The 17180-nt window shown below is 73.3% G+C and carries 19 protein-coding genes; 15 read left to right on the forward strand and 4 right to left on the reverse strand.

Annotation, left to right across the window (positions count from 1 at the left end; genetic code table 11):
* Positions 1 to 9: 9 nt before the first annotated feature.
* The 4 genes from msrB to AC07CM_RS33500 form a co-directional block, all read right to left on the reverse strand.
* Positions 10 to 417, reverse strand: coding sequence for a peptide-methionine (R)-S-oxide reductase MsrB (gene msrB / locus AC07CM_RS33485; protein ID WP_478880234.1), 408 nt, complete (start codon positions 415 to 417; stop codon positions 10 to 12).
* Positions 418 to 431: 14 nt separating this feature from the next.
* Positions 432 to 1823, reverse strand: coding sequence for a UDP-N-acetylmuramate--L-alanine ligase (gene murC, locus AC07CM_RS33490; protein WP_478880235.1), 1392 nt, complete (start codon positions 1821 to 1823; stop codon positions 432 to 434).
* A gap of 95 nt (positions 1824 to 1918) precedes the next feature.
* Complete coding sequence (locus tag AC07CM_RS33495; protein ID WP_478880236.1) at positions 1919 to 2392, reverse strand: indole-3-glycerol phosphate synthase; 474 nt, start codon at positions 2390 to 2392, stop codon at positions 1919 to 1921.
* A 130-nt stretch (positions 2393 to 2522) separates the two neighbouring features.
* Positions 2523 to 3401, reverse strand: coding sequence for a pyrimidine reductase family protein (locus AC07CM_RS33500; RefSeq protein WP_478880237.1), 879 nt, complete (start codon positions 3399 to 3401; stop codon positions 2523 to 2525).
* A 37-nt stretch (positions 3402 to 3438) separates the two neighbouring features.
* Between AC07CM_RS33500 and zapE the strand changes: the two genes are divergently transcribed.
* The 15 genes from zapE (at position 3439) to AC07CM_RS33575 (ending at position 17114) form a co-directional block, all read left to right on the forward strand.
* Positions 3439 to 4542, forward strand: coding sequence for a cell division protein ZapE (gene zapE, locus AC07CM_RS33505; RefSeq protein ID WP_478880238.1), 1104 nt, complete (start codon positions 3439 to 3441; stop codon positions 4540 to 4542).
* A 165-nt stretch (positions 4543 to 4707) separates the two neighbouring features.
* Positions 4708 to 5076, forward strand: a complete 369-nt coding sequence (locus AC07CM_RS33510) for a hypothetical protein (RefSeq protein WP_478880239.1) — start codon at positions 4708 to 4710, stop codon at positions 5074 to 5076.
* A gap of 75 nt (positions 5077 to 5151) precedes the next feature.
* Entirely contained in the window at positions 5152 to 5730 is a 579-nt protein-coding gene (locus AC07CM_RS33515; protein WP_478880240.1) for a carbonic anhydrase, read from the forward strand.
* Positions 5731 to 5738: 8 nt separating this feature from the next.
* On the forward strand, positions 5739 to 7268 hold the full coding sequence (locus tag AC07CM_RS33520) for a SulP family inorganic anion transporter (protein ID WP_478880241.1): 1530 nt from the start codon (positions 5739 to 5741) through the stop codon (positions 7266 to 7268).
* A gap of 164 nt (positions 7269 to 7432) precedes the next feature.
* Entirely contained in the window at positions 7433 to 8236 is an 804-nt protein-coding gene (locus AC07CM_RS33525) for a slipin family protein (RefSeq protein ID WP_478880242.1), read from the forward strand.
* Positions 8237 to 8430: 194 nt separating this feature from the next.
* A complete protein-coding gene (locus tag AC07CM_RS33530) occupies positions 8431 to 9009 on the forward strand; it encodes a YbhB/YbcL family Raf kinase inhibitor-like protein (RefSeq protein WP_478880243.1) in 579 nt (192 codons plus the stop codon).
* 63 nt (positions 9010 to 9072) lie between these two features.
* Positions 9073 to 10596, forward strand: coding sequence for an FAD-dependent oxidoreductase (locus AC07CM_RS33535; protein WP_478880244.1), 1524 nt, complete (start codon positions 9073 to 9075; stop codon positions 10594 to 10596).
* Positions 10597 to 10678: 82 nt separating this feature from the next.
* A complete protein-coding gene (locus tag AC07CM_RS33540; protein WP_478880245.1) occupies positions 10679 to 11533 on the forward strand; it encodes a polysaccharide deacetylase family protein in 855 nt (284 codons plus the stop codon).
* Between the two features lie 18 nt (positions 11534 to 11551).
* Positions 11552 to 11752, forward strand: coding sequence for a hypothetical protein (locus AC07CM_RS33545; RefSeq protein ID WP_478880246.1), 201 nt, complete (start codon positions 11552 to 11554; stop codon positions 11750 to 11752).
* Positions 11753 to 11787: 35 nt separating this feature from the next.
* Positions 11788 to 12504, forward strand: coding sequence for a peptidyl-tRNA hydrolase (locus AC07CM_RS33550; RefSeq protein ID WP_478880247.1), 717 nt, complete (start codon positions 11788 to 11790; stop codon positions 12502 to 12504).
* Between the two features lie 9 nt (positions 12505 to 12513).
* Positions 12514 to 13152 carry a TetR/AcrR family transcriptional regulator gene (locus AC07CM_RS33555; RefSeq protein ID WP_478880248.1) on the forward strand — a complete coding sequence of 213 codons (639 nt, stop codon included), beginning with the start codon at positions 12514 to 12516 and terminating at the stop codon, positions 13150 to 13152.
* Between the two features lie 77 nt (positions 13153 to 13229).
* A complete protein-coding gene (locus AC07CM_RS33560) occupies positions 13230 to 13838 on the forward strand; it encodes a TIGR03086 family metal-binding protein (protein WP_478880249.1) in 609 nt (202 codons plus the stop codon).
* A gap of 118 nt (positions 13839 to 13956) precedes the next feature.
* Positions 13957 to 15258: an MbnB/TglH/ChrH family RiPP precursor modification enzyme gene (locus AC07CM_RS33565; RefSeq protein ID WP_478880250.1), complete on the forward strand. Its 1302-nt coding sequence runs from the start codon at positions 13957 to 13959 to the stop codon at positions 15256 to 15258.
* A gap of 197 nt (positions 15259 to 15455) precedes the next feature.
* Positions 15456 to 16223 (forward strand): DUF4142 domain-containing protein, encoded by a 768-nt coding sequence (locus AC07CM_RS33570; protein ID WP_478880251.1) that lies wholly within the window; start codon positions 15456 to 15458, stop codon positions 16221 to 16223.
* Between the two features lie 96 nt (positions 16224 to 16319).
* Positions 16320 to 17114, forward strand: a complete 795-nt coding sequence (locus tag AC07CM_RS33575) for a TIGR04222 domain-containing membrane protein (protein ID WP_478880252.1) — start codon at positions 16320 to 16322, stop codon at positions 17112 to 17114.
* The last annotated feature ends 66 nt before the right edge of the window (positions 17115 to 17180 follow it).

Here is a 17180-nt window from a genome sequence, read left to right on the forward strand (position 1 = left end):
CCGGAGGTGTCAGGCCTCGTCCGGCTCGAGCCGCAGCGAGACGCTGTTGATGCAGTACCGCTGGTCGGTGGGGGTGGGGTAACCCTCACCCTCGAAGACGTGCCCGAGGTGGGAGCCGCAGCGGGCGCAGCGGACCTCGGTGCGGACCATGCCGTGGGAACGGTCCTCGATCAGTTCGACCGCGTCGGTGTCCTTCGGGTCGTAGAAGGACGGCCAGCCGCAGTGCGACTCGAACTTGGTCGTGGAGGTGAACAGTTCGGCACCGCAGGCGCGACAGGAGTAGACGCCCTTGGTCTTGGTGTCGGTGTACTCACCGGTGAAGGCCGGCTCGGTGCCGGCCTGGCGCAGGACGGCGTACTCCGCCGGGGTCAGCTCCGCGCGCCACTCCTCGTCCGGCTTCTCGACGTCGTACGACATGAGCCTCAGCCCCTCTACTGCTGCGACAGGCGGTCCAGGATCTGCGGGCCCAGGTCGGTCACGTCGCCCGCGCCCATGGTGAGAACGAGATCACCGGGCTTCGCCATTCCCGCGATCACCGCCGGGATCTCCGCCTTGTCGTGCACGGCGGTGACGTCGGCGCCCGCCGCGCGGGCGGCGTCGATGATCAGCTCGCTGGTGACCCCGGGGATCGGGTCCTCGCGGGCCGGGTAGATGTCGAGCACGACCGAGGCGTCGGCGAGCGCGAGCGACTGGCCCATCTCCTTGCCCAGCTCCTGGGTGCGGGAGAACAGGTGCGGCTGGAAGACGACGAGGATCCGGGAGTCCCCGGCGGCGGCGCGCATGGCCTCCAGGTCGGCGGTCATCTCCGTGGGGTGGTGGGCGTAGGAGTCGATCACCTGCACACCGGCCGCCTCGCCCTTGAGCTGCAGGCGCCGCTTGACGCCGGTGTAGGCGGCGAGCGCGGGCGCCAGCTCCGCGGCCGGGACACCGAGGGCGGCACCGGCGGTGAGGGCGGCGACGGCGTTGAGCGCGTAGTGCCGGCCGGGCACGGAGACCGCGAAGGTCAGTTCCTGGCCGTCCAGCACCACGGTGACCTGGCTCTTCAGCCCCTGCGGTACGACGGCCAGGACCCGCACGTCGGCGTCCTCGGCCTCGCCGTAGGTCACGGTCCGCACCGAGCCCGCCAGGCGCCGTGTCAGCTCCCGCGCGCCCTCCTGGTCGGCGGAGATCACCAGGGTGCCGCCGGGCACGATCTTTCCGGCGAAGGTCTCGAAGGACTCGTAGATCTCGTCCATCGAGGCGTAGTTGGCGTGGTGGTCCAGCTCGACGTTGAGGACGATGGCGACCTCGGGCGCGTACTTGTGGAAGCTGCGGTCCGATTCGTCGGCCTCGGCGACGAAGATGTCGCCCTCGCCGTGCAGCGCGTTCGAGCCGGGCGCGTCCAGGTCGCCGCCGATGGCGTACGACGGGCGCAGGCCCAGTTCGGAGAGGGAGACGGCCAGCATCGAGGTCGTGGTGGTCTTGCCGTGCGTGCCGGCCACGGCGATGGGCCGCAGCCCCTCCATCAGCGCGGCCAGCGCGTCGGACCGGTGCACCACGGGGATCCCCAGCTCGGCGGCGCGGGCCAGCTCGGGGTTGTCCGTACGGATCGCGGAGGACACCACGACACAGCTCGCGTCGTCGGCCAGGTGCTCGGCGGCGTGGCCGATGTGCACGGTCACGCCGAGCGCCCGCAGTGCCTCGGCGGTCGCCGACTCCTTGGCGTCACTGCCGGCCACCGCGGCCCCGCGCTGGGCCAGGATCTTGGCGATGCCCGACATCCCGGCGCCGCCGATGCCGATGAAGTGCGGTCGGTCCATGGCGGTGGGAAGGCCGGGTGCCATGCGTGTCTCCATAAGATCCGGTACGGGGCTGAGCAGCCCTAGCCTATGCGCTCGGCCCCGGCCCCCGGCGCACCGGCACCCGCCCCCCGGTACGGCTAGGCCTTGGTGTGCGAGAACAGCTTCAGCACCGGTACCCCCACCTTGTGCCGGGCCCGGGAGGCCCAGTCCCGGTGGAAGAACTCCTCCACGTAGTGGGGATCGGTCAGCACGATCACCTCGTCGGCCCCCACCTCGGCGACCAGGGACTTCAGCGCGTCCAGCGGATGTGCCTCGACCAACCGCCCCTCGGCCTCGCTGCCGGCGGCCCGCAGGGCTGTCAGGGACACCTCGAGAGCCTGCTGCCCGACGCTCTGCGCCTCCTCGCCCTCGGGCGTCGCGCCCTCGTGGCGGGCCTCCTCCAGTTCGCCGAGCGCGATGTCGTCGATGGCCCGCAGCAGGCGGTCGGCCTGGTCGCCCCGCGGCTGGAGCAGGACGTGGAAGGCGACCGACTCCTCCCCGTGCAAGGTGGTGACGAACTCCACGTCGGCGGACGTCAGGGCCTTCTCGATCATCAGAACGCTTGTGAACACCAGACGCCTCTCTCCTCCGTGGGCCCGGGCAGGGCCCCTGCGGAAACCATCCTGCCCCGTGATCGCACGGGTAGTGCCGGACCTAGTGTGCCCGCCGAAAGCTAAACGGAACGGCAGATTCCGCCCGATGTCAGGACCGGTGGTAACGACTGAACAGAAATCCCTCCTCCTCCAGGAGGGACACCAGTTCGAAGCGGCGGGGAACGGTGAGGGAGGGCCCTCCGGCGATGCGCTGCGCGTCCCCGGCGGTGAGCATCGGCGAGACGGTCAGGCACAACTCGTCGAGCACCTCCGCGGCCACCAGCTGGCCCAGCAGCCGTGGCCCGCCCTCGGTGAGCAGCCGGGTGTGCCCGAGGTCGGCGAGAGCGCGTACCGCGCGCACGGGATCGACCCCCATGCCCTCCCCGGCGACGACCACCCACGCGCCCGCCTTCTCGGCCGCGGCGACCCGGTCGGGGGCCGCGGCGGCGCCGGTCAGGATCAGGGTGGGCACCAGGGGCGAGGTGAACAGCGGAAGGGAGAAGTCCAGCTCCAGGCCGGCGGTGACGATCGCGATCGCCGGGGCCGCGCCCTGTCCGGCGGCCGCCCGGGCCTCCGCGAACTCCGCACGCGCGCGTGCGGGGCGGTACCCCTCCTGCCGGGCCGTTTCCGCGCCCACCACGATCACGTCCGCGAGGGCGCGGAGCGTGCCGAAGATCCGCATGTCGGCCGCGCTGGAGATGGGCTGGGAGTGGCCCTCGTGCTGGGCCGCGCCGTCGAGGGTGGAGACCATGTTGGCCCGCAGCCACGGCTGCGGGACGCCGGCGGTGGGTCGCGGCTCCGGATAGGCGTAGGCGGCGGCCAGCTCGGCGAGGCTCCACTCACGGGCCACCGACGCGTCCGCGCCCGCGGTCCCCCCGGGCGCGTGTGCCGCATCGGCACCGGCGGCCCCACTCACCCCCTGCCCCTCGGGGCCCCCGCCAGAGGCCTGGGCTGCTGTTTCGTAGGTCACAGGGAACAGGCGTCGCATGTCGTGCAGTGTGACACGGCGCTTAGCATGGGTAACCGTGTCGTCCTCCACCGCAACCCCCGGTCCCAGCCCTCTCACCGACGCGGGCCCGCTGTCCCTGTGCTCCCGCGAGCCACACGTGCCCGCGGACCGGCTGGTCGCCGAGATGGTGCCGCCGCCGCGCTTCGACTCGGTGCGCTTCGCCACGTACATCCCGGACCCGAACCAGCCCAGCCAGACCGAGGCCGTGCGGGTGCTGGAGGGCTTCGCCGCCGGACTGGGCGGCGCCCACGCCTCCGGCGCCGGCCGGCGCGGGTTCCTCGGGTTCGGCAGGGCCAAGGCCCCCAAGACCCCGGCCGGCCCCCGCGGTGTGTACCTGGACGGCGGCTACGGCGTCGGCAAGACCCACCTGCTCGCCTCCCTGTGGCACGCCACCCCGGCCGAGCCCGCGCTCAAGGCGTTCGGCACCTTCGTGGAGCTGACCAACCTGGTCGGCGCGCTCGGCTTCCAGCAGACCGTGCGAACGCTCAGCGGCCACCGCCTGCTGTGCATCGACGAGTTCGAGCTGGACGACCCCGGCGACACCGTGCTCGTCTCCACCCTGCTCGGCAAGCTGGTCGAGGCGGGCGTGGCGCTCGCCGCCACCTCCAACACGCTGCCCGGCAAGCTCGGCGAGGGCCGTTTCGCGGCCGCCGACTTCCTGCGCGAGATCCAGGGCCTGTCGGCCCACTTCCGCGCCCTGCGCATCGACGGCGAGGACTACCGCCACCGCGGACTCCCCGAGGCTCCGGCGCCGTTCTCCGACGAAGAGGTGACGAAGGCGGCGTACGCCACCGCGGGCGCCTCCCTGGACGACTTCCCGCATCTGCTGGAGCACCTGGCCAAGGTGCACCCGAGCCGGTACGGCGCCCTGACGGACGGCCTGAAGGCGGTGTGCCTCACCGATGTCCAGCCGGTGCCGGACCAGTCCACGGCGCTGCGTCTCGTGGTGCTGGCGGACCGTCTGTACGACCGTGAGGTGCCGGTGCTCGCCTCGGGGCTGCCGTTCGACCGGCTGTTCAGCGAGGAGATGCTGAACGGCGGCTACCGCAAGAAGTACTTCCGCGCGATATCCCGGCTCACCGCGCTCGCCCGGGACGCGAAGGGTCTCGTCGGGTCGTAGTCAAGAGCCGTTTCACGCCACCCGAACGACACTTTTCACGCTCTTTTCCGCTCGTAACGCCCAGTTAACCCTGCAAAGGACTTTGCAGGGTTAACGTGTTTCTTGACCAACCATTGACCAATGCTTGGTGCGTGCGAGAGGTGTCAACTCCTGGGAGGAGGGTGCATGTTCCGAGGTAAGACGGCCAGGACCCTGCTCTCCCTCCTCGCAGTGGCCCTGCTCGCCCTGCCACTCTTCGCGATCGACGGAACCTTCGCACCCGCGCATACGCTCAGTGAGGCGAAGGCCAAGACCGAGGTCGGAACAACATCGTTCGCACAGCAGGCGTGCGACCCGGGCCGTTCGCCCGCGGGTGTTCCGCACACCCGCGACCGGCAGCGTGGCTCCGCCTCCGGGTGGGCGCCGGACCGCCTGCCCATATCCCGGCAGGCGGCCGAAGCGCAGACGCCGGCCGCCTCCGGTGCCCCGCGCCACCGGACCTCGAGATCCTCCAGAGCCCACTCCCCGGCGGCGCTTCAGGTCTTCCGCTGCTGAGAGCCGGCTCCTCCCCCCACGAACGTCGTGCAAGCCCGACGCGCCGGTGCGGCGCGCCAGGAGGAATCCACACACATGCAGCCCCTCATCGACAACGCCCGTACCTTCGGACAGCGCCCTGAGGAGTTCGCCGAGCTCGCCGAAGGCCAGTCCCCGCAGGTGCTGTTCATCACCTGCTCCGATTCCCGGGTCGTCCCGGCCCTGATCACCGGCGCCCGCCCGGGCGAGCTCTTCGAGCTGCGCACCGCGGGCAACATCGTCCCGCCGTACGCCTCGGAGCACCCCACCAGCGAGGCCGCCACCATCGAGTATGCCGTGGAGGTGCTCGGTGTCCGCGACATCGTCGTCTGCGGCCATTCGCACTGCGGTGCGGTCGGCGCGCTGGTGCGCGGCGACGACCTGACCGCCGTACCCGCCGTGCGCGACTGGCTGGCGCACGCCGCCCCGCGCCCGGCCGGCGCGGCCGAGGACCCGGAGGTCGCCGAGGGCGTCCAGAGCCATGCCCTGACCCAGCTGCTGCGGCTGCGCTCGTACCCCTGTGTCGAGCGGAAGCTGACGGAGGGCCGGCTCGGCCTGCACGCCTGGTACTACGAGGTCCACACCGGCGCCGTACGGGCGCACCGGCCGCAGACCGACACCTTCGAAGCCCTGTGAGCGCGCCGATGACCAGGAACAGGCTCACATCCCGACTCCCTCACCTCAAGCAGGACTTCGCCGCCTCCCTCGTCGTCTTCCTGGTCGCGCTCCCGCTGTGCGTGGGCGTGGCCGTCGCCTCCGGGGTGCCGGCCGAACTCGGCCTGGTCACCGGCATCGTGGGCGGCATCGTCACCGGGCTGATGCGCGGCAGCAGCCTCCAGGTGTCCGGGCCGGCCGCCGGACTGACGGTGCTCGTCTTCGAGGCGGTCAAGGAGTTCGGGCTGCCGGCGCTCGGCGTGATCGTGCTCGCCACCGGACTGCTCCAGGTCCTCATGGGCATGCTGCGCCTCGGCCGGTACTTCCGGGCCATCTCGGTCTCGGTCGTGGAGGGCATGCTGGCCGGAATCGGCCTCGTCCTGATAGCCGGTCAGCTGTATCCGGCCGTGGCGGCCAAGGCCCCCGACTCGGGGCTGGGCAAGATGACCGGGCTGCCGGGGGCGCTCCTGGACGCCCTCGGCGACGGGACGGCGCTCGCCTCGCTCGCCCTGTGCGCGGGCACCGTCGCGATGCTGGTGCTGTGGAAGCACGCACCGGCGAAGGTGCGTACGGTGCCCGGTCCACTCGCCGCCGTCGGCCTCGCCACACTGGCCGCGCTCGCACTCGGCCTGCCCGTGGCCACCGTCGAGGTGAAGGGGCTGCTGGGCTCCGTCCAGCCGCCGCCGATGAGTGCCTTCGCCGACCTCGCGGGCGTCGGGGCGCTCGGCACGATCGTCGCGTTCACGCTGATCGCGTCCGCCGAGTCGCTGTTCAGCGCGGCGGCCGTGGACCGGCTGCACGACGGGCCGCGCACGAAGTACGACAGGGAACTGGTCGCCCAGGGTGCGGGCAACACGCTCTGCGGGCTGCTCGGCGCGCTGCCGATGACCGCGGTGATCGTGCGCAGCGCGGCCAACGTGCAGGCCGGGGCCCGCACCAAGGCCTCCCGCGTCCTGCACGGCGTGTGGCTGCTCCTCTTCGCCGCCCTGCTGCCGGGCGTGCTCGCCCTCATCCCGATCCCTGCTCTCGCGGGCGTCCTCATCCACTCCGGCGCCAAGCTGGTGCCGGTCCGGGCGCTGGCCGTGCTGTGGCGGGAGCACCGGGGCGAGGCGCTGGTCCTGGCCGTCACCGCCGTGTCGATCGTGGCGGTCAGCATGTTCGAGGGCGTTCTCATAGGGCTGGGTCTGGCGGTCGTCAAGACGGCCTGGGAGGCCTCGCACGTCCGGCTGGAGGTCGTGGACAAGGGCGCGGGCCCGATCGAGGCGAATCTGTCGGGCAACGCGACCTTCCTGCGGCTGCCGAAGATCCTCGACAGCCTGGAGTCGCTGCCCCAGGACCGCCCCCTCCGGCTCGACCTGTCCGGCCTGCACCACCTGGACCACGCCTGCCGCACGGCCCTGGTGAACTGGGCCGAGCGGCACAGCGTGGCAGGCACTGAGCCGGTGCAGGTCACCATCCCGGCGCCGGCCGGAGCGGGCAAACCGGCGCGGGCCGGGTCGGTCGCGGCGGCCGGCTCGTAGCCCACGGGCCGGCATCCAGGGAGCTGAGCCCCTGGTGCGGCCACCGTCCCCGGGCCGGGGCGCCGACGCCCCTCGGCACCCCGGGCCGGCCCATGGCTTCCGCCCCGAGCCAGGCATATCGTTACAGCGACAGACAAAACAGGCCTCTGTGCGAGGAGGTCATCATGCTCCAGGAGTTGCTGGGAGCCGTTGCGGCGGTGATCTGCGTCGGCGTCGTGTTCCTGGCGATGGCGGCGCGGGTGGTCAAGCAGTACGAGCGGGGGGTGCTCTTCCGGCTCGGGCGGGTCGCGGGTGAGGTGCGGACGCCGGGCCTGAGGCTCGTGATTCCGTTCGTGGACCGGCTGCACAAGGTCAACATGCAGATCGTGACACTGCCGATTCCCGCCCAGGAGGGCATCACCCGGGACAACGTCACCGTGCGCGTGGACGCGGTGGTCTACTTCCGGGTGGTCGACGCGGTGAGCGCGCTGGTGAAGGTCGAGGACTACAAGTTCGCGGTCTCCCAGATGGCGCAGACCTCGCTGCGTTCGATCATCGGCAAGAGCGAGCTGGACGATCTGCTCTCCAACCGGGAGAAGCTCAACGAGGGCCTGGAGCTGATGATCGACAGCCCGGCCGTCGGCTGGGGCATCCAGGTCGACCGGGTGGAGATCAAGGACGTGTCCCTGCCGGACACGATGAAGCGGTCGATGGCCCGCCAGGCCGAGGCCGACCGGGAGCGCCGGGCCCGGATCATCAACGCCGACGCCGAGCTGCAGGCCTCGAGGAAGCTCGCCGAGGCCGCGCAGCAGATGTCGGGCACGCCGGCCGCGCTACAACTGCGGCTGCTGCAGACGGTGATGGCGGTGGCGGCCGAGAAGAACTCCACGCTGGTCCTGCCCATCCCGGTGGAACTGCTGCACTTCCTGGAGAGAGGCCATCAGCAACTCACGCCGCCGGACGGCGACGGAGGGCCGGCGTCGGGCTAGGTCCTTCTTCCGGATCTGGCCGGCTCGGAGCGGCGGCGCCTTCCGTCCGGCCCGAGCGGGCTCTGGTGCGTGCGGTTGCAAGGCGGAGGAGGGAGTCGACGCGGAGGCTCGGCGAGTGACGACGGCGCCGCAGATGTGCGTGCCGGGCCGCGCGCCCCCGGCGAGATCCGCAAGAGAGGCCCTAGCGTACGGACATGCGCAAGGGGTGGATGGTCGCCGTGGCCGCGTTGGCCGTCGTAGCGGGATGCGGGGACGGGAGCGGCTCGGCCGCCGCACCCTCCGGCCCGTCCCCCACCGCCACACACCGGCTCACGGTGACGAGTTCCGCCTACGCCGAGGGTGGGGCGATCCCGCGCCGCTTCACCTGCGACGGCGAGAACGTCTCGCCGCCGCTCGCCCTCGGCGGCGTACCCGCGCGCACCGCCTCCCTCGCCCTCGTGCTGCGGGACCCGGACGCCCCGCACGGCACCTTCACGCACTGGCTGGCCTGGGACATCGGCCCGCGCACCGTCCGGCTCGGCCCCGGCGAGCGCCCGCGGGGGGCGAGGGAGGGCCGCAACGGCTTCGGGAGGACCCGCTACGGCGGCCCCTGCCCGCCCCGCGGGGACCGCCCGCACCGCTACGTCCTCACCGTGTACGCCACCGACCGCGCCCCGGACCTCGCCGCCGACGCCACCCCGGCCGACCTGCTGCGGGCCCTGTCCGGTCACACGCTGGCGACGGGCACCCTCACCGGGCGGTACGGACGCCGTCCAAGGGCGACTTCGACGTGACGGAGTGCCGGGAGCCGCTGCTGCGGCGCTCGTGAGGCGGGCCGGGCGGGGTACCCGGCGGGTATGCGTGAGAACCTGCAGATCACCGACTCGTACTGGCTGCGGACGGCTCCGGGACCGGCGCACCCGGCCCTGACGGACGACCTCGACGTGGACGTGGCCGTCGTCGGCGCGGGGATGGCCGGACTGAGCACCGCCCACGAGCTGACCCGGGCGGGGCTGCGGGTGGCGGTGCTGGAGGCCGGGCGGGTGGCGGCCGGGGTCACCGGCTGCACGACGGCCAAGCTGACCGCCCAGCACACCCTGGTCTACGACCGGCTCCGCCGCACCCGGGGCCCCGAGGGCGCGCGACTGTACGCCCGCTCCCAGTCCGAGGCGATCGAGCACGCGGCCGCGCTCGTGGCCGAACTGGGCATCGCCTGCGAGTGGGAGACCCGGGACGCGTACACCTACGTCCGGGATCCAGCACGGGTGGACGAGGTGCGGGCCGAGGCGGAGGCCGCGCGGGAGGCGGGGCTGCCGGCCTCGTTCACGACGGACACCGGGCTGCCGTTCCCCGTGGCGGGCGCTGTACGGGTGAGCGGGCAGGCGCAGTTCCACCCGCTGAAGTACCTGCGGGCCCTCACCGAGGACCTGCTCGCGCGCGGCGGACAGGTGTACGAGCAGACGCGGGTCGTCGGCCTGGCGGAGGGCGGCGAGCCCTGCCGGCTGACGACCGAGGCGGGTCGGACGGTGACCGCGCGGGACGTCGTGATCGCCACCCACTATCCGGTCTTCGACCGCGCGCTGCTCTTCGCCCGCCTCTCCCCGCGCCGGGAACTGGTGGTCGCCGGGCCGCTCGGCGACGGCCCGGACCCGGAGGGCATGTACATCACGCCCGAGGAGAACACCCGCTCGGTGCGCACCGCGCCGTACGGGGAGGACGGGCGGCGGCTGCTCGTCGTCACCGGCGAGCACTTCACGCCGGGCACCGGTGACACCCGTGCCCGGTTCCACCGGCTCGCCTCGTGGGCGGGAAAGCACTTCCCCGGGCTGTCCCCGGAGTACGCCTGGGCCACGCAGGACGTCGAGTCCACCGACACCGTGCCACTGGTCGGCCCGTTCCACCCGGGGGCCCGGCACACCTATGTGGCCACCGGCTTCGGCGGCTGGGGCCTGAGCGGCGGTGTCATGGCCGGGCTGCTGCTCACGGCCCTGATCACCGGCCGGGACCGCCCCTGGCAGGAGCTGTACGACCCGCGCCGGCTGAAGTCGGTGCTGCGGGAGGCGCCGTCACTGCTCAAGACGCAGGCCGAGGTGGCCCGGCACTTCGTCGGCGACCGGCTGCGCACGCCGGCCCCGGTCGACGACCTGGCGCCCGGCGAGGGCGCGGTGGTCCGGGCCGGCGGCGAGCGGCTCGCCGTGCACCGTGACGAGGAGGGCGTCCTGCACGCGGTCTCCGCCCGCTGCACCCACCTCGGCTGTCTGGTCGCCTTCAACCGGGCCGAACGCACCTGGGAGTGCCCCTGCCACGGCTCACGCTTCGACGTCGACGGCAGCATTCTGCAGGGCCCGGCGCTGCGCCCCCTGGAGAAGCGGGATCTCTGAGGGGCCGCCGCGCGAGTGACCGTGACGCCGCGCCACACACGATATCGCCATATAACTGGTCATTAAGTCCTACTTTCGTACGGTGATCCCACTAGCACGCCGTATCACCGCCGTCTGCGCCCTGGGCGCGGCCCTCGCCGCCTGCGGTACCGCGGGCACCCCCGGCCCCGCGCGGCCGGCCCCCGCCAGGCCCGCGGCCTCCACCTCCCCGTCCACCTCGCGGCCGCCCGTGCTCGCCCCGGGCCCGGGCGGCCTGACCCCGGTGTTCGACCACGGCCCGCGCACCCTCGGCAAGACCGTGGCGCTCACCTTCGACGCCGACATGACCGCCGACGAGGGGACCCGCGCCGCCTCCGGGGAGCACTTCGACAACCCGGACCTGATCGGCACCCTGCGCACCCTGAAGGTGCCGGCGACCATCTTCATGACCGGCCGGTGGGCGGAGCAGTACCCGGCCCAGGCCCGCTCCCTCGGCCACGATCCGCAGTTCGAGGTGGCCAACCACTCCTACAGCCACTACGCGTTCACCGGCGACTGCTACGGCCTGCCGACCGTCGGCGCGGACCGGATGCGCACGGACGTCGAGCGGGCGTACGCCTCCTTGCGCAAGGCGGGCGTGCCCCACGCGCTGCCGTACTTCCGCTTCCCCGGCGGCTGTTACGACCGCCAGGCGCTGCGCGCGCTCAGCCCGGTCGGGGTCACCGCGGTGCAGTGGGACGTGGTGAGCGGTGACGCCTTCGCCACGGACGCCGACGCGGTCACGCGGCAGGTGCTGGAGGGCGTGAAGCCAGGGTCGGTGGTCGTCATGCACTGCACCCGCAGCGCCGCTCCGACGACCGAGCGGGTCGTCCGCGCGGTCGTACCCGAGCTGCGCAGGCGGGGCTACCGGCTGGTGAAGGTCTCCGAGCTGATCGGCGAGACCAACGGCCACCTGTGACCGTCCTACGCTGAAGACATGACCGACCAGGACGACAAGGCCGACTCGGCCTACTGCACGATCGCCGACGCGACCCGGCCGCCGAAGGCCGACGGCCCGCCGTACGCCGCGTGCGTGCTGTGCCAGGAGCCGACGGAGTACCCGGACTCGTACAAGGGCATCACCCTGTGCCCCGTCTGCGAGTGGCAGGAGGCGCAGCGCACCGCCTGCTCGGGGTGAAGGGCGGGGAGCGGCGCCGTTTAGGGTTGGCTGTTGTGAGCCAGGTTCCCACGCCCCCGAATGACAGCCCCTTCCAGGCCGAGCGCACCCCGCGCGACGAGGCGCCGCAGTTCGTGCTGCCCCTCGTCGTCCGGATCGAGCGGAGCGCTCCGCCCGCCCGTACCGACGCCCTGGAGACGGCCGCCCGGGCCGTTCTCCTGCTGCTCGGCGACGAGCGGGCCACCGGGGACGGGGAGTGGGCCGAGGCCGTGCGGGACTGGGAGGACGCCCGGATCCGCAAGGTCGTGCGGCGGGCCCGGGGCGCCGAGTGGCGGCGGGCAGAGGCGCTGCCCGGGATCACGGTGACCGGAAAGTCCGCCGAGGTGCGGGTCTTCCCGCCGGTTCCGCTCGACGGCTGGCCCAAGGACCTGGCCAGACTGCAGGTGTCGGGAACGGAGCTGGAGGACCCCGAGCCGCCGCTCCGGGCCGACCGGAGCGGGCCGGTGCTGTGGTTCAACCCGGAGCTGGAGATGTCGGCCGGGAAGGCGATGGCCCAGGCCGGCCACGGCGCCCAGCTGGCCTGGTGGGCGCTGCCCGACGAGGCGCGTGCCGCCTGGCGCGATGCGGGCTTCCCGCTGGCGGTGCGGACCGCAGACCCCGCCGAATGGCCCCGGCTGACCGGCAGCGGACTGCCGTTGGTGCGGGACGCGGGCTTCACGGAGATCGCCCCGGGCTCCAGCACGGTGGTCGCCGACCACCCCGCGCTGCGGTAGGAGTGCCGGGTGACACGGCTCGACGGCCGGATCGAACGGGGTAACCGCACACGGCAGTTGGTGTTGCGCCGGACCGTGGACATCGCCTCGGTCGAGGGGCTCGAGGCACTGACCGTCGGCCGGCTGGCCGCCGAGCTGGAGCTGAGCAAGAGCGGGGTCTTCGCGTTGTTCGGCTCCAAGCAGGAGCTCCAGCTGGCCACCGTGCGGGAGGCGGGGCGGATCTTCGCCGAGCACGTGATCCGGCCCGCGAGCGAGGTGCCGGCCGGTGTCGGACGGATCTGGCGGCTGTGCGAGCTGTGGCTCGAGTACTCGCGGGGACGGGTGTTCCCGGGCGGCTGCTTCTTCTACGGCGTGATGGCCGAGTTCGCCGGGCGGACCGGCCCGGTGCACGACGCCGTGGTCCGCGCCCAGCTCGACTGGTCGGCCCATGTGGAGCGCGGCATCGAGGAGGCCCGCGCCGCCGGTGAGCTGGGCGCGAATGCGAATGTCGGGCAACTCGCCTTCGAACTGGTGGCGTTGCTGGAGACGGCGAACGCCCTGTCCGTACTGCACGGTGAGGAGTCGGCCTACCGCAGGGCACGGGTGGGCGTCGCCGAGCGGCTGCGGAGGTTTTCCGTGGGAGAGGCGCAGGTTCCCGAAGTCCTCTGATCGGCAAGCGTGTTGAGGTCCCGCCCCGGACGGAAAAGAACTAGCACGACCGTTCGCACAGTTTTATGCTTCCCCGCATGACCGTCACCGGAGGCGACATCGTGGAACTCGACCGCATCGCCGTGCGGGAGGCCGTGCGGATGGTGGGGCTGGCCCGGGAGCGGGACTGGGAGCGGGACACCCCGTGCGCCGGGTGGACCCTGCGGCGGCTCGTGGCGCACATGACCGCGCAGCACCTCGGCTTCGCGGCGGCGGCACGGGGTGCCGGGCACGAGGCGGCGCACTGGCGGGAGCCGCAGGACATGCGGGAGCCCGCCCGGGTGCACCGGGCGGCCGCCACCGCCGTGCTCGCCGCCTTCGCCGAACCCGGCGCGGCCGAGCTCGAGTTCACGCTGCCGGAGCTGGGCGGGAGCTTCCCGGGCCGCCGGGCGATGCGCTTCCACTTCATCGACTACGTGGTGCACGCCTGGGACGTCGCCGCGGCCCTCGGGGTGCGCCCGGAGCTGCCGGGGCACGTTCTCGACGCCGCGCTCGCCGTGGCCCGTCGGGTGCCGGCCGACCCGGCCCGGCGCGGGCCGGGATTCGCCTTCGCCGCGGCGCTCGCCGTGCCCGCGGGGTCCGGCCCCCTGGACGAGGTGCTGCGCCTGCTGGGCCGGGCCCCGGAGGAGTGGCCGGTACGGCGTTGACGGACGGGCCGGCGGGCGGGTCGGAAAACCTCAAATGTTCCTCTGAAGGCGGGCCGGCAGGGGTTCGGGGCCGCCCGCCGGGGCCATACCCCCGTCATTCGGAGGAGGGGGTGGAGCCATGCGGCGACTGGGCACGGGCATCGGCTGGCGGCCGGAGATCGCGGACGCCGTGGAGCGCATGCCGGGCATCGACTGGGTGGAGGTCGTCGCGGAGAACGTCTGCCCCGGCCACCTCCCGGACTCGCTGCTGCGGCTGCGCGAGCGCGGCGTGACCGTGATCCCGCACGGCGTCTCCCTCGGCATCGGCGGCGCGGACCGGCCCGACGAGGGCCGGCTGACGACGCTCGCCGAGCGGGCGGAGGCACTCGGCGCGCCGCTGGTCACCGAGCACATCGCGTTCGTGCGGGCGGGCGGCGCGCTCACCGCCTCCCCGCATCTGGAGGCGGGCCATCTGCTGCCCGTGCCCCGCACCCGGGACGCGCTCGACGTGCTCTGCGAGAACGTGCGGATCGCGCAGGAGGCGCTGCCCGTGCCGCTGGCCCTGGAGAACATCGCCGCGTTGTTCTCCTGGCCGGGTGAGGAGCTGACCGAGGGGCAGTTCCTGGCCGAGCTGGTCGAGCGGACCGGGGTACGGCTGCTCATCGACGTGGCCAACCTGCACACCAACCACGTCAACCGGGGTGAGGACCCGGCCGAGGCGCTCGCCGAGCTGCCCCTGGAGGCGCTCGCGTACGTGCATGTCGCGGGGGGCTTCGAGCGCGACGGCGTCTGGCACGACAGCCACGCGCACCCCGTGCCGCGCCCGGTGCTGGACATCCTGACCGACCTCGCGTCCCGGGTGGCGCCGGCCGGGGTGCTGCTGGAGCGGGACGAGGACTTCCCCGAGCCCGCCGAGCTGGAGCGGGAGCTGGAGGCGATCCGGGGGGCCGTACGGGCGGGGCGGGTGTCCCGCACGGAGGGTACGGCGACGGGCGCCGCCGCGGCCGGGTCGGGGGGCGTCGCCGTGCTGGCCCCGCCCGAGGCCCGGCAGCGGCTCGGCGTCGCGCAGGCGGCGGTGCTGTCCTCGCTGGTGGCCGGGACGCCGGTGCCGGAGGGGTTCGACCGGGCGCGGATGGGGGTGCAGGCGCGTGCGCTCGCGGCGAAGCGGGCGGGCGTGGTGGCGAAGGTGGCGCCCGAGTTGCCGGTGATTCTCGGGGAGGGGTACCGGGGGGCGTTCCTCGAGTACGCCCGGGTGCGGCCGATGAGCGGGGGGTACCGGCGGGACGCACTGGACTTCGCGGGGCACCTGCTGAAGGTCGGGCGGCCGGCGGATGCGCGGGCGCGGCGGCGGCTGCGGGAGTGGTGGCTGGACCGCGCGGGCCCGGCCCCGCGCCGCGAGGGTCTGGCGTCCCGGGCGAGGGTCCTGCTGCGGAGGGGGTGACCGGGGCGCGGGGGACGCCTGGCAGCGGACGTGCACGGCAGCTTCCCAGGGGGCGGGGAACTGCGCGGCCAACTCCCGCGCACCCGCCCCCCATGACCGGTCCGGCAGCTCGAGGATGCGATGCCGAGGCACCCGGAACCCCGCAGTAATATGCCAAGCCCGCACCCGAAGCACCCCGGTGCGGTGCAGGAGGCACCATGCGACCGCGACCCCCGATCAAGGGCCGAGGCATATTCAGCGGAACAGGGCTCATCATCGTGGGCCTCGCGGCGACCGCCGCGGCGCTGCTCTTTCCGATCTGGTCGTACGCCGACCGGTCGGACGCGACCAGCGCGAACACGCTGAGCGCGCGGACCGAGACGACCCCGTACGGCCCGCTGTCCGCGCGGGACCGGGACTTCGTCACCAAGGTCCGGCTGGCGGGCCTGTGGGAGCTGCCCGCCGGGCAGCTGGCGGAGCGCAAGGGGACCACGCAGGCCGTGCGCGAGGCCGGTCAGCACCTGGTCGACGGGCACACCTCGCTCGACGCCCACGTCCGCACCGTCGCCTCCCAGCTCGGCGTGCCTCTGCCGAACGAGCCCAACGAGCAGCAGAGGCAGTGGCTCGCCACTCTGCGCGGCACGAGCGGACAGGACTTCGACCGGCAGTTCGCGGGCATTCTGCGCCTCGCGCACGGCCGGGTGTTCTCCCTGGTCGCCGAGGTCCGCGCCGGCACCCAGAACTCGCTGGTCCGCGATCTGGCGGACGACGCGAACGCGACCGTACTGGACCACATCAAGATCCTCGAGGCGACCGGGTACGTCGACTTCTCGGCACTGGCCCGGGACCTCGCGGCGTCCCCCACCCCCGTGCCCACGCCTGCGGTCGTCGACCCGGGCTCCGCGGTGCCGGTCGCGCCCTCGCCGTCCACGACGTACTCACTGCCGCCCGCCGCCTCCAGTCCGCGTCAGGTGGACAGCCCCTGACCTGCGAATGAAGCGGAACGTCACATACCGGCCACACTGGGTCCGGATGGTGAACAGGGCATGGTTTTTCCCGGGCGCCTGGCATAGAAACGCGTCATGTTCTGGGTCCTTCTGCTGCTCCTGGCCTGGGCGCTCGCCGGCATCGCGTGCACCAGGCTGTGCCTGGCCGCCGTGCGCACCGCGGCCGTCGACGCGGACGGCGCCACCGTGGAACGCGGGCACGATCTGACGCTGTACGAGGCGGCGTTCCTGTCCGGCGGTCCGGCGCGGGTCGCCGATCTGACCATGGTCTCCATGGCCCGTCAACGGCGGCTGCTGCTCGCGCACACCGGATGGGCCACGGTCGTGGACCCCCGGGGGCGCGACGAGATGGAACGGTCGGTCATAGGGGCGATCGGGCCCGAGGGCCAGTCGCGGATCGCTCCGGTACGGGCCGCCGCGGCCGGTGCCGATGCCGTGCGGCGGCTCGCCGACGGGCTGGTGCGCGCGGGTCTCGCGGTGCCCGACGGCACCCACGCGACCGTGGCGGCCGGGGTCCGCCAGGTGCGCGCCGCCGCGCTGGCCGTGCTCGCGCTGGGCCTGACCGCGCTGCTGATGCCCGCGCAGACCGGGATGCCCCGCTACCTGGTCGCGCTGTGGTTCGCGCTGCCGCTCACGCTCACCCTGAGCTGTCTGGTCATCGCCCGGGTCGAGGCGCATCCTTACTCGCGCTGGGCCTCGCCCGCCGGACAGCGGCTGCTCGGGGGGCTGACCCGGCGGCCGGCCCGGGACGGCGACGAGCGGTCCTTCCTCACGTCCGTCGCCGTGCGCGGCATCCGCGCGATCGGTGAGCCGCAGCTGCGCGCGGCCTTCACCCACCGCGACCAGATCGACAGGACCTGGCGGGAGTAGGGCCACTCCCGGGGCGCACAGGGAGCATTCACGGCGACACCGCCGGGCGGTGCTTGCCTTCACCGA

It is taken from the genome of Streptomyces sp. NPDC044061 (assembly GCF_056434305.1).

Excerpts from the sequence above, each read along its gene's own strand:
- msrB (WP_478880234.1), bottom strand. The coding sequence starts at position 417 with ATGTCGTACGACGTCGAGAAGCCGGACGAGGAGTGGCGCGCGGAGCTG.
- murC (WP_478880235.1), bottom strand. The coding sequence starts at position 1,823 with ATGGCACCCGGCCTTCCCACCGCCATGGACCGACCGCACTTCATCGGC.
- AC07CM_RS33500 (WP_478880237.1), bottom strand. The coding sequence starts at position 3,401 with ATGCGACGCCTGTTCCCTGTGACCTACGAAACAGCAGCCCAGGCCTCT.
- AC07CM_RS33510 (WP_478880239.1), top strand. The coding sequence starts at position 4,708 with ATGTTCCGAGGTAAGACGGCCAGGACCCTGCTCTCCCTCCTCGCAGTG.
- AC07CM_RS33515 (WP_478880240.1), top strand. The coding sequence starts at position 5,152 with ATGCAGCCCCTCATCGACAACGCCCGTACCTTCGGACAGCGCCCTGAG.
- AC07CM_RS33520 (WP_478880241.1), top strand. The coding sequence starts at position 5,739 with ATGACCAGGAACAGGCTCACATCCCGACTCCCTCACCTCAAGCAGGAC.
- AC07CM_RS33525 (WP_478880242.1), top strand. The coding sequence starts at position 7,433 with ATGCTCCAGGAGTTGCTGGGAGCCGTTGCGGCGGTGATCTGCGTCGGC.
- AC07CM_RS33530 (WP_478880243.1), top strand. The coding sequence starts at position 8,431 with ATGCGCAAGGGGTGGATGGTCGCCGTGGCCGCGTTGGCCGTCGTAGCG.
- AC07CM_RS33535 (WP_478880244.1), top strand. The coding sequence starts at position 9,073 with ATGCGTGAGAACCTGCAGATCACCGACTCGTACTGGCTGCGGACGGCT.
- AC07CM_RS33545 (WP_478880246.1), top strand. The coding sequence starts at position 11,552 with ATGACCGACCAGGACGACAAGGCCGACTCGGCCTACTGCACGATCGCC.
- AC07CM_RS33560 (WP_478880249.1), top strand. The coding sequence starts at position 13,230 with ATGACCGTCACCGGAGGCGACATCGTGGAACTCGACCGCATCGCCGTG.
- AC07CM_RS33565 (WP_478880250.1), top strand. The coding sequence starts at position 13,957 with ATGCGGCGACTGGGCACGGGCATCGGCTGGCGGCCGGAGATCGCGGAC.
- AC07CM_RS33570 (WP_478880251.1), top strand. The coding sequence starts at position 15,456 with ATGCGACCGCGACCCCCGATCAAGGGCCGAGGCATATTCAGCGGAACA.
- AC07CM_RS33575 (WP_478880252.1), top strand. The coding sequence starts at position 16,320 with ATGTTCTGGGTCCTTCTGCTGCTCCTGGCCTGGGCGCTCGCCGGCATC.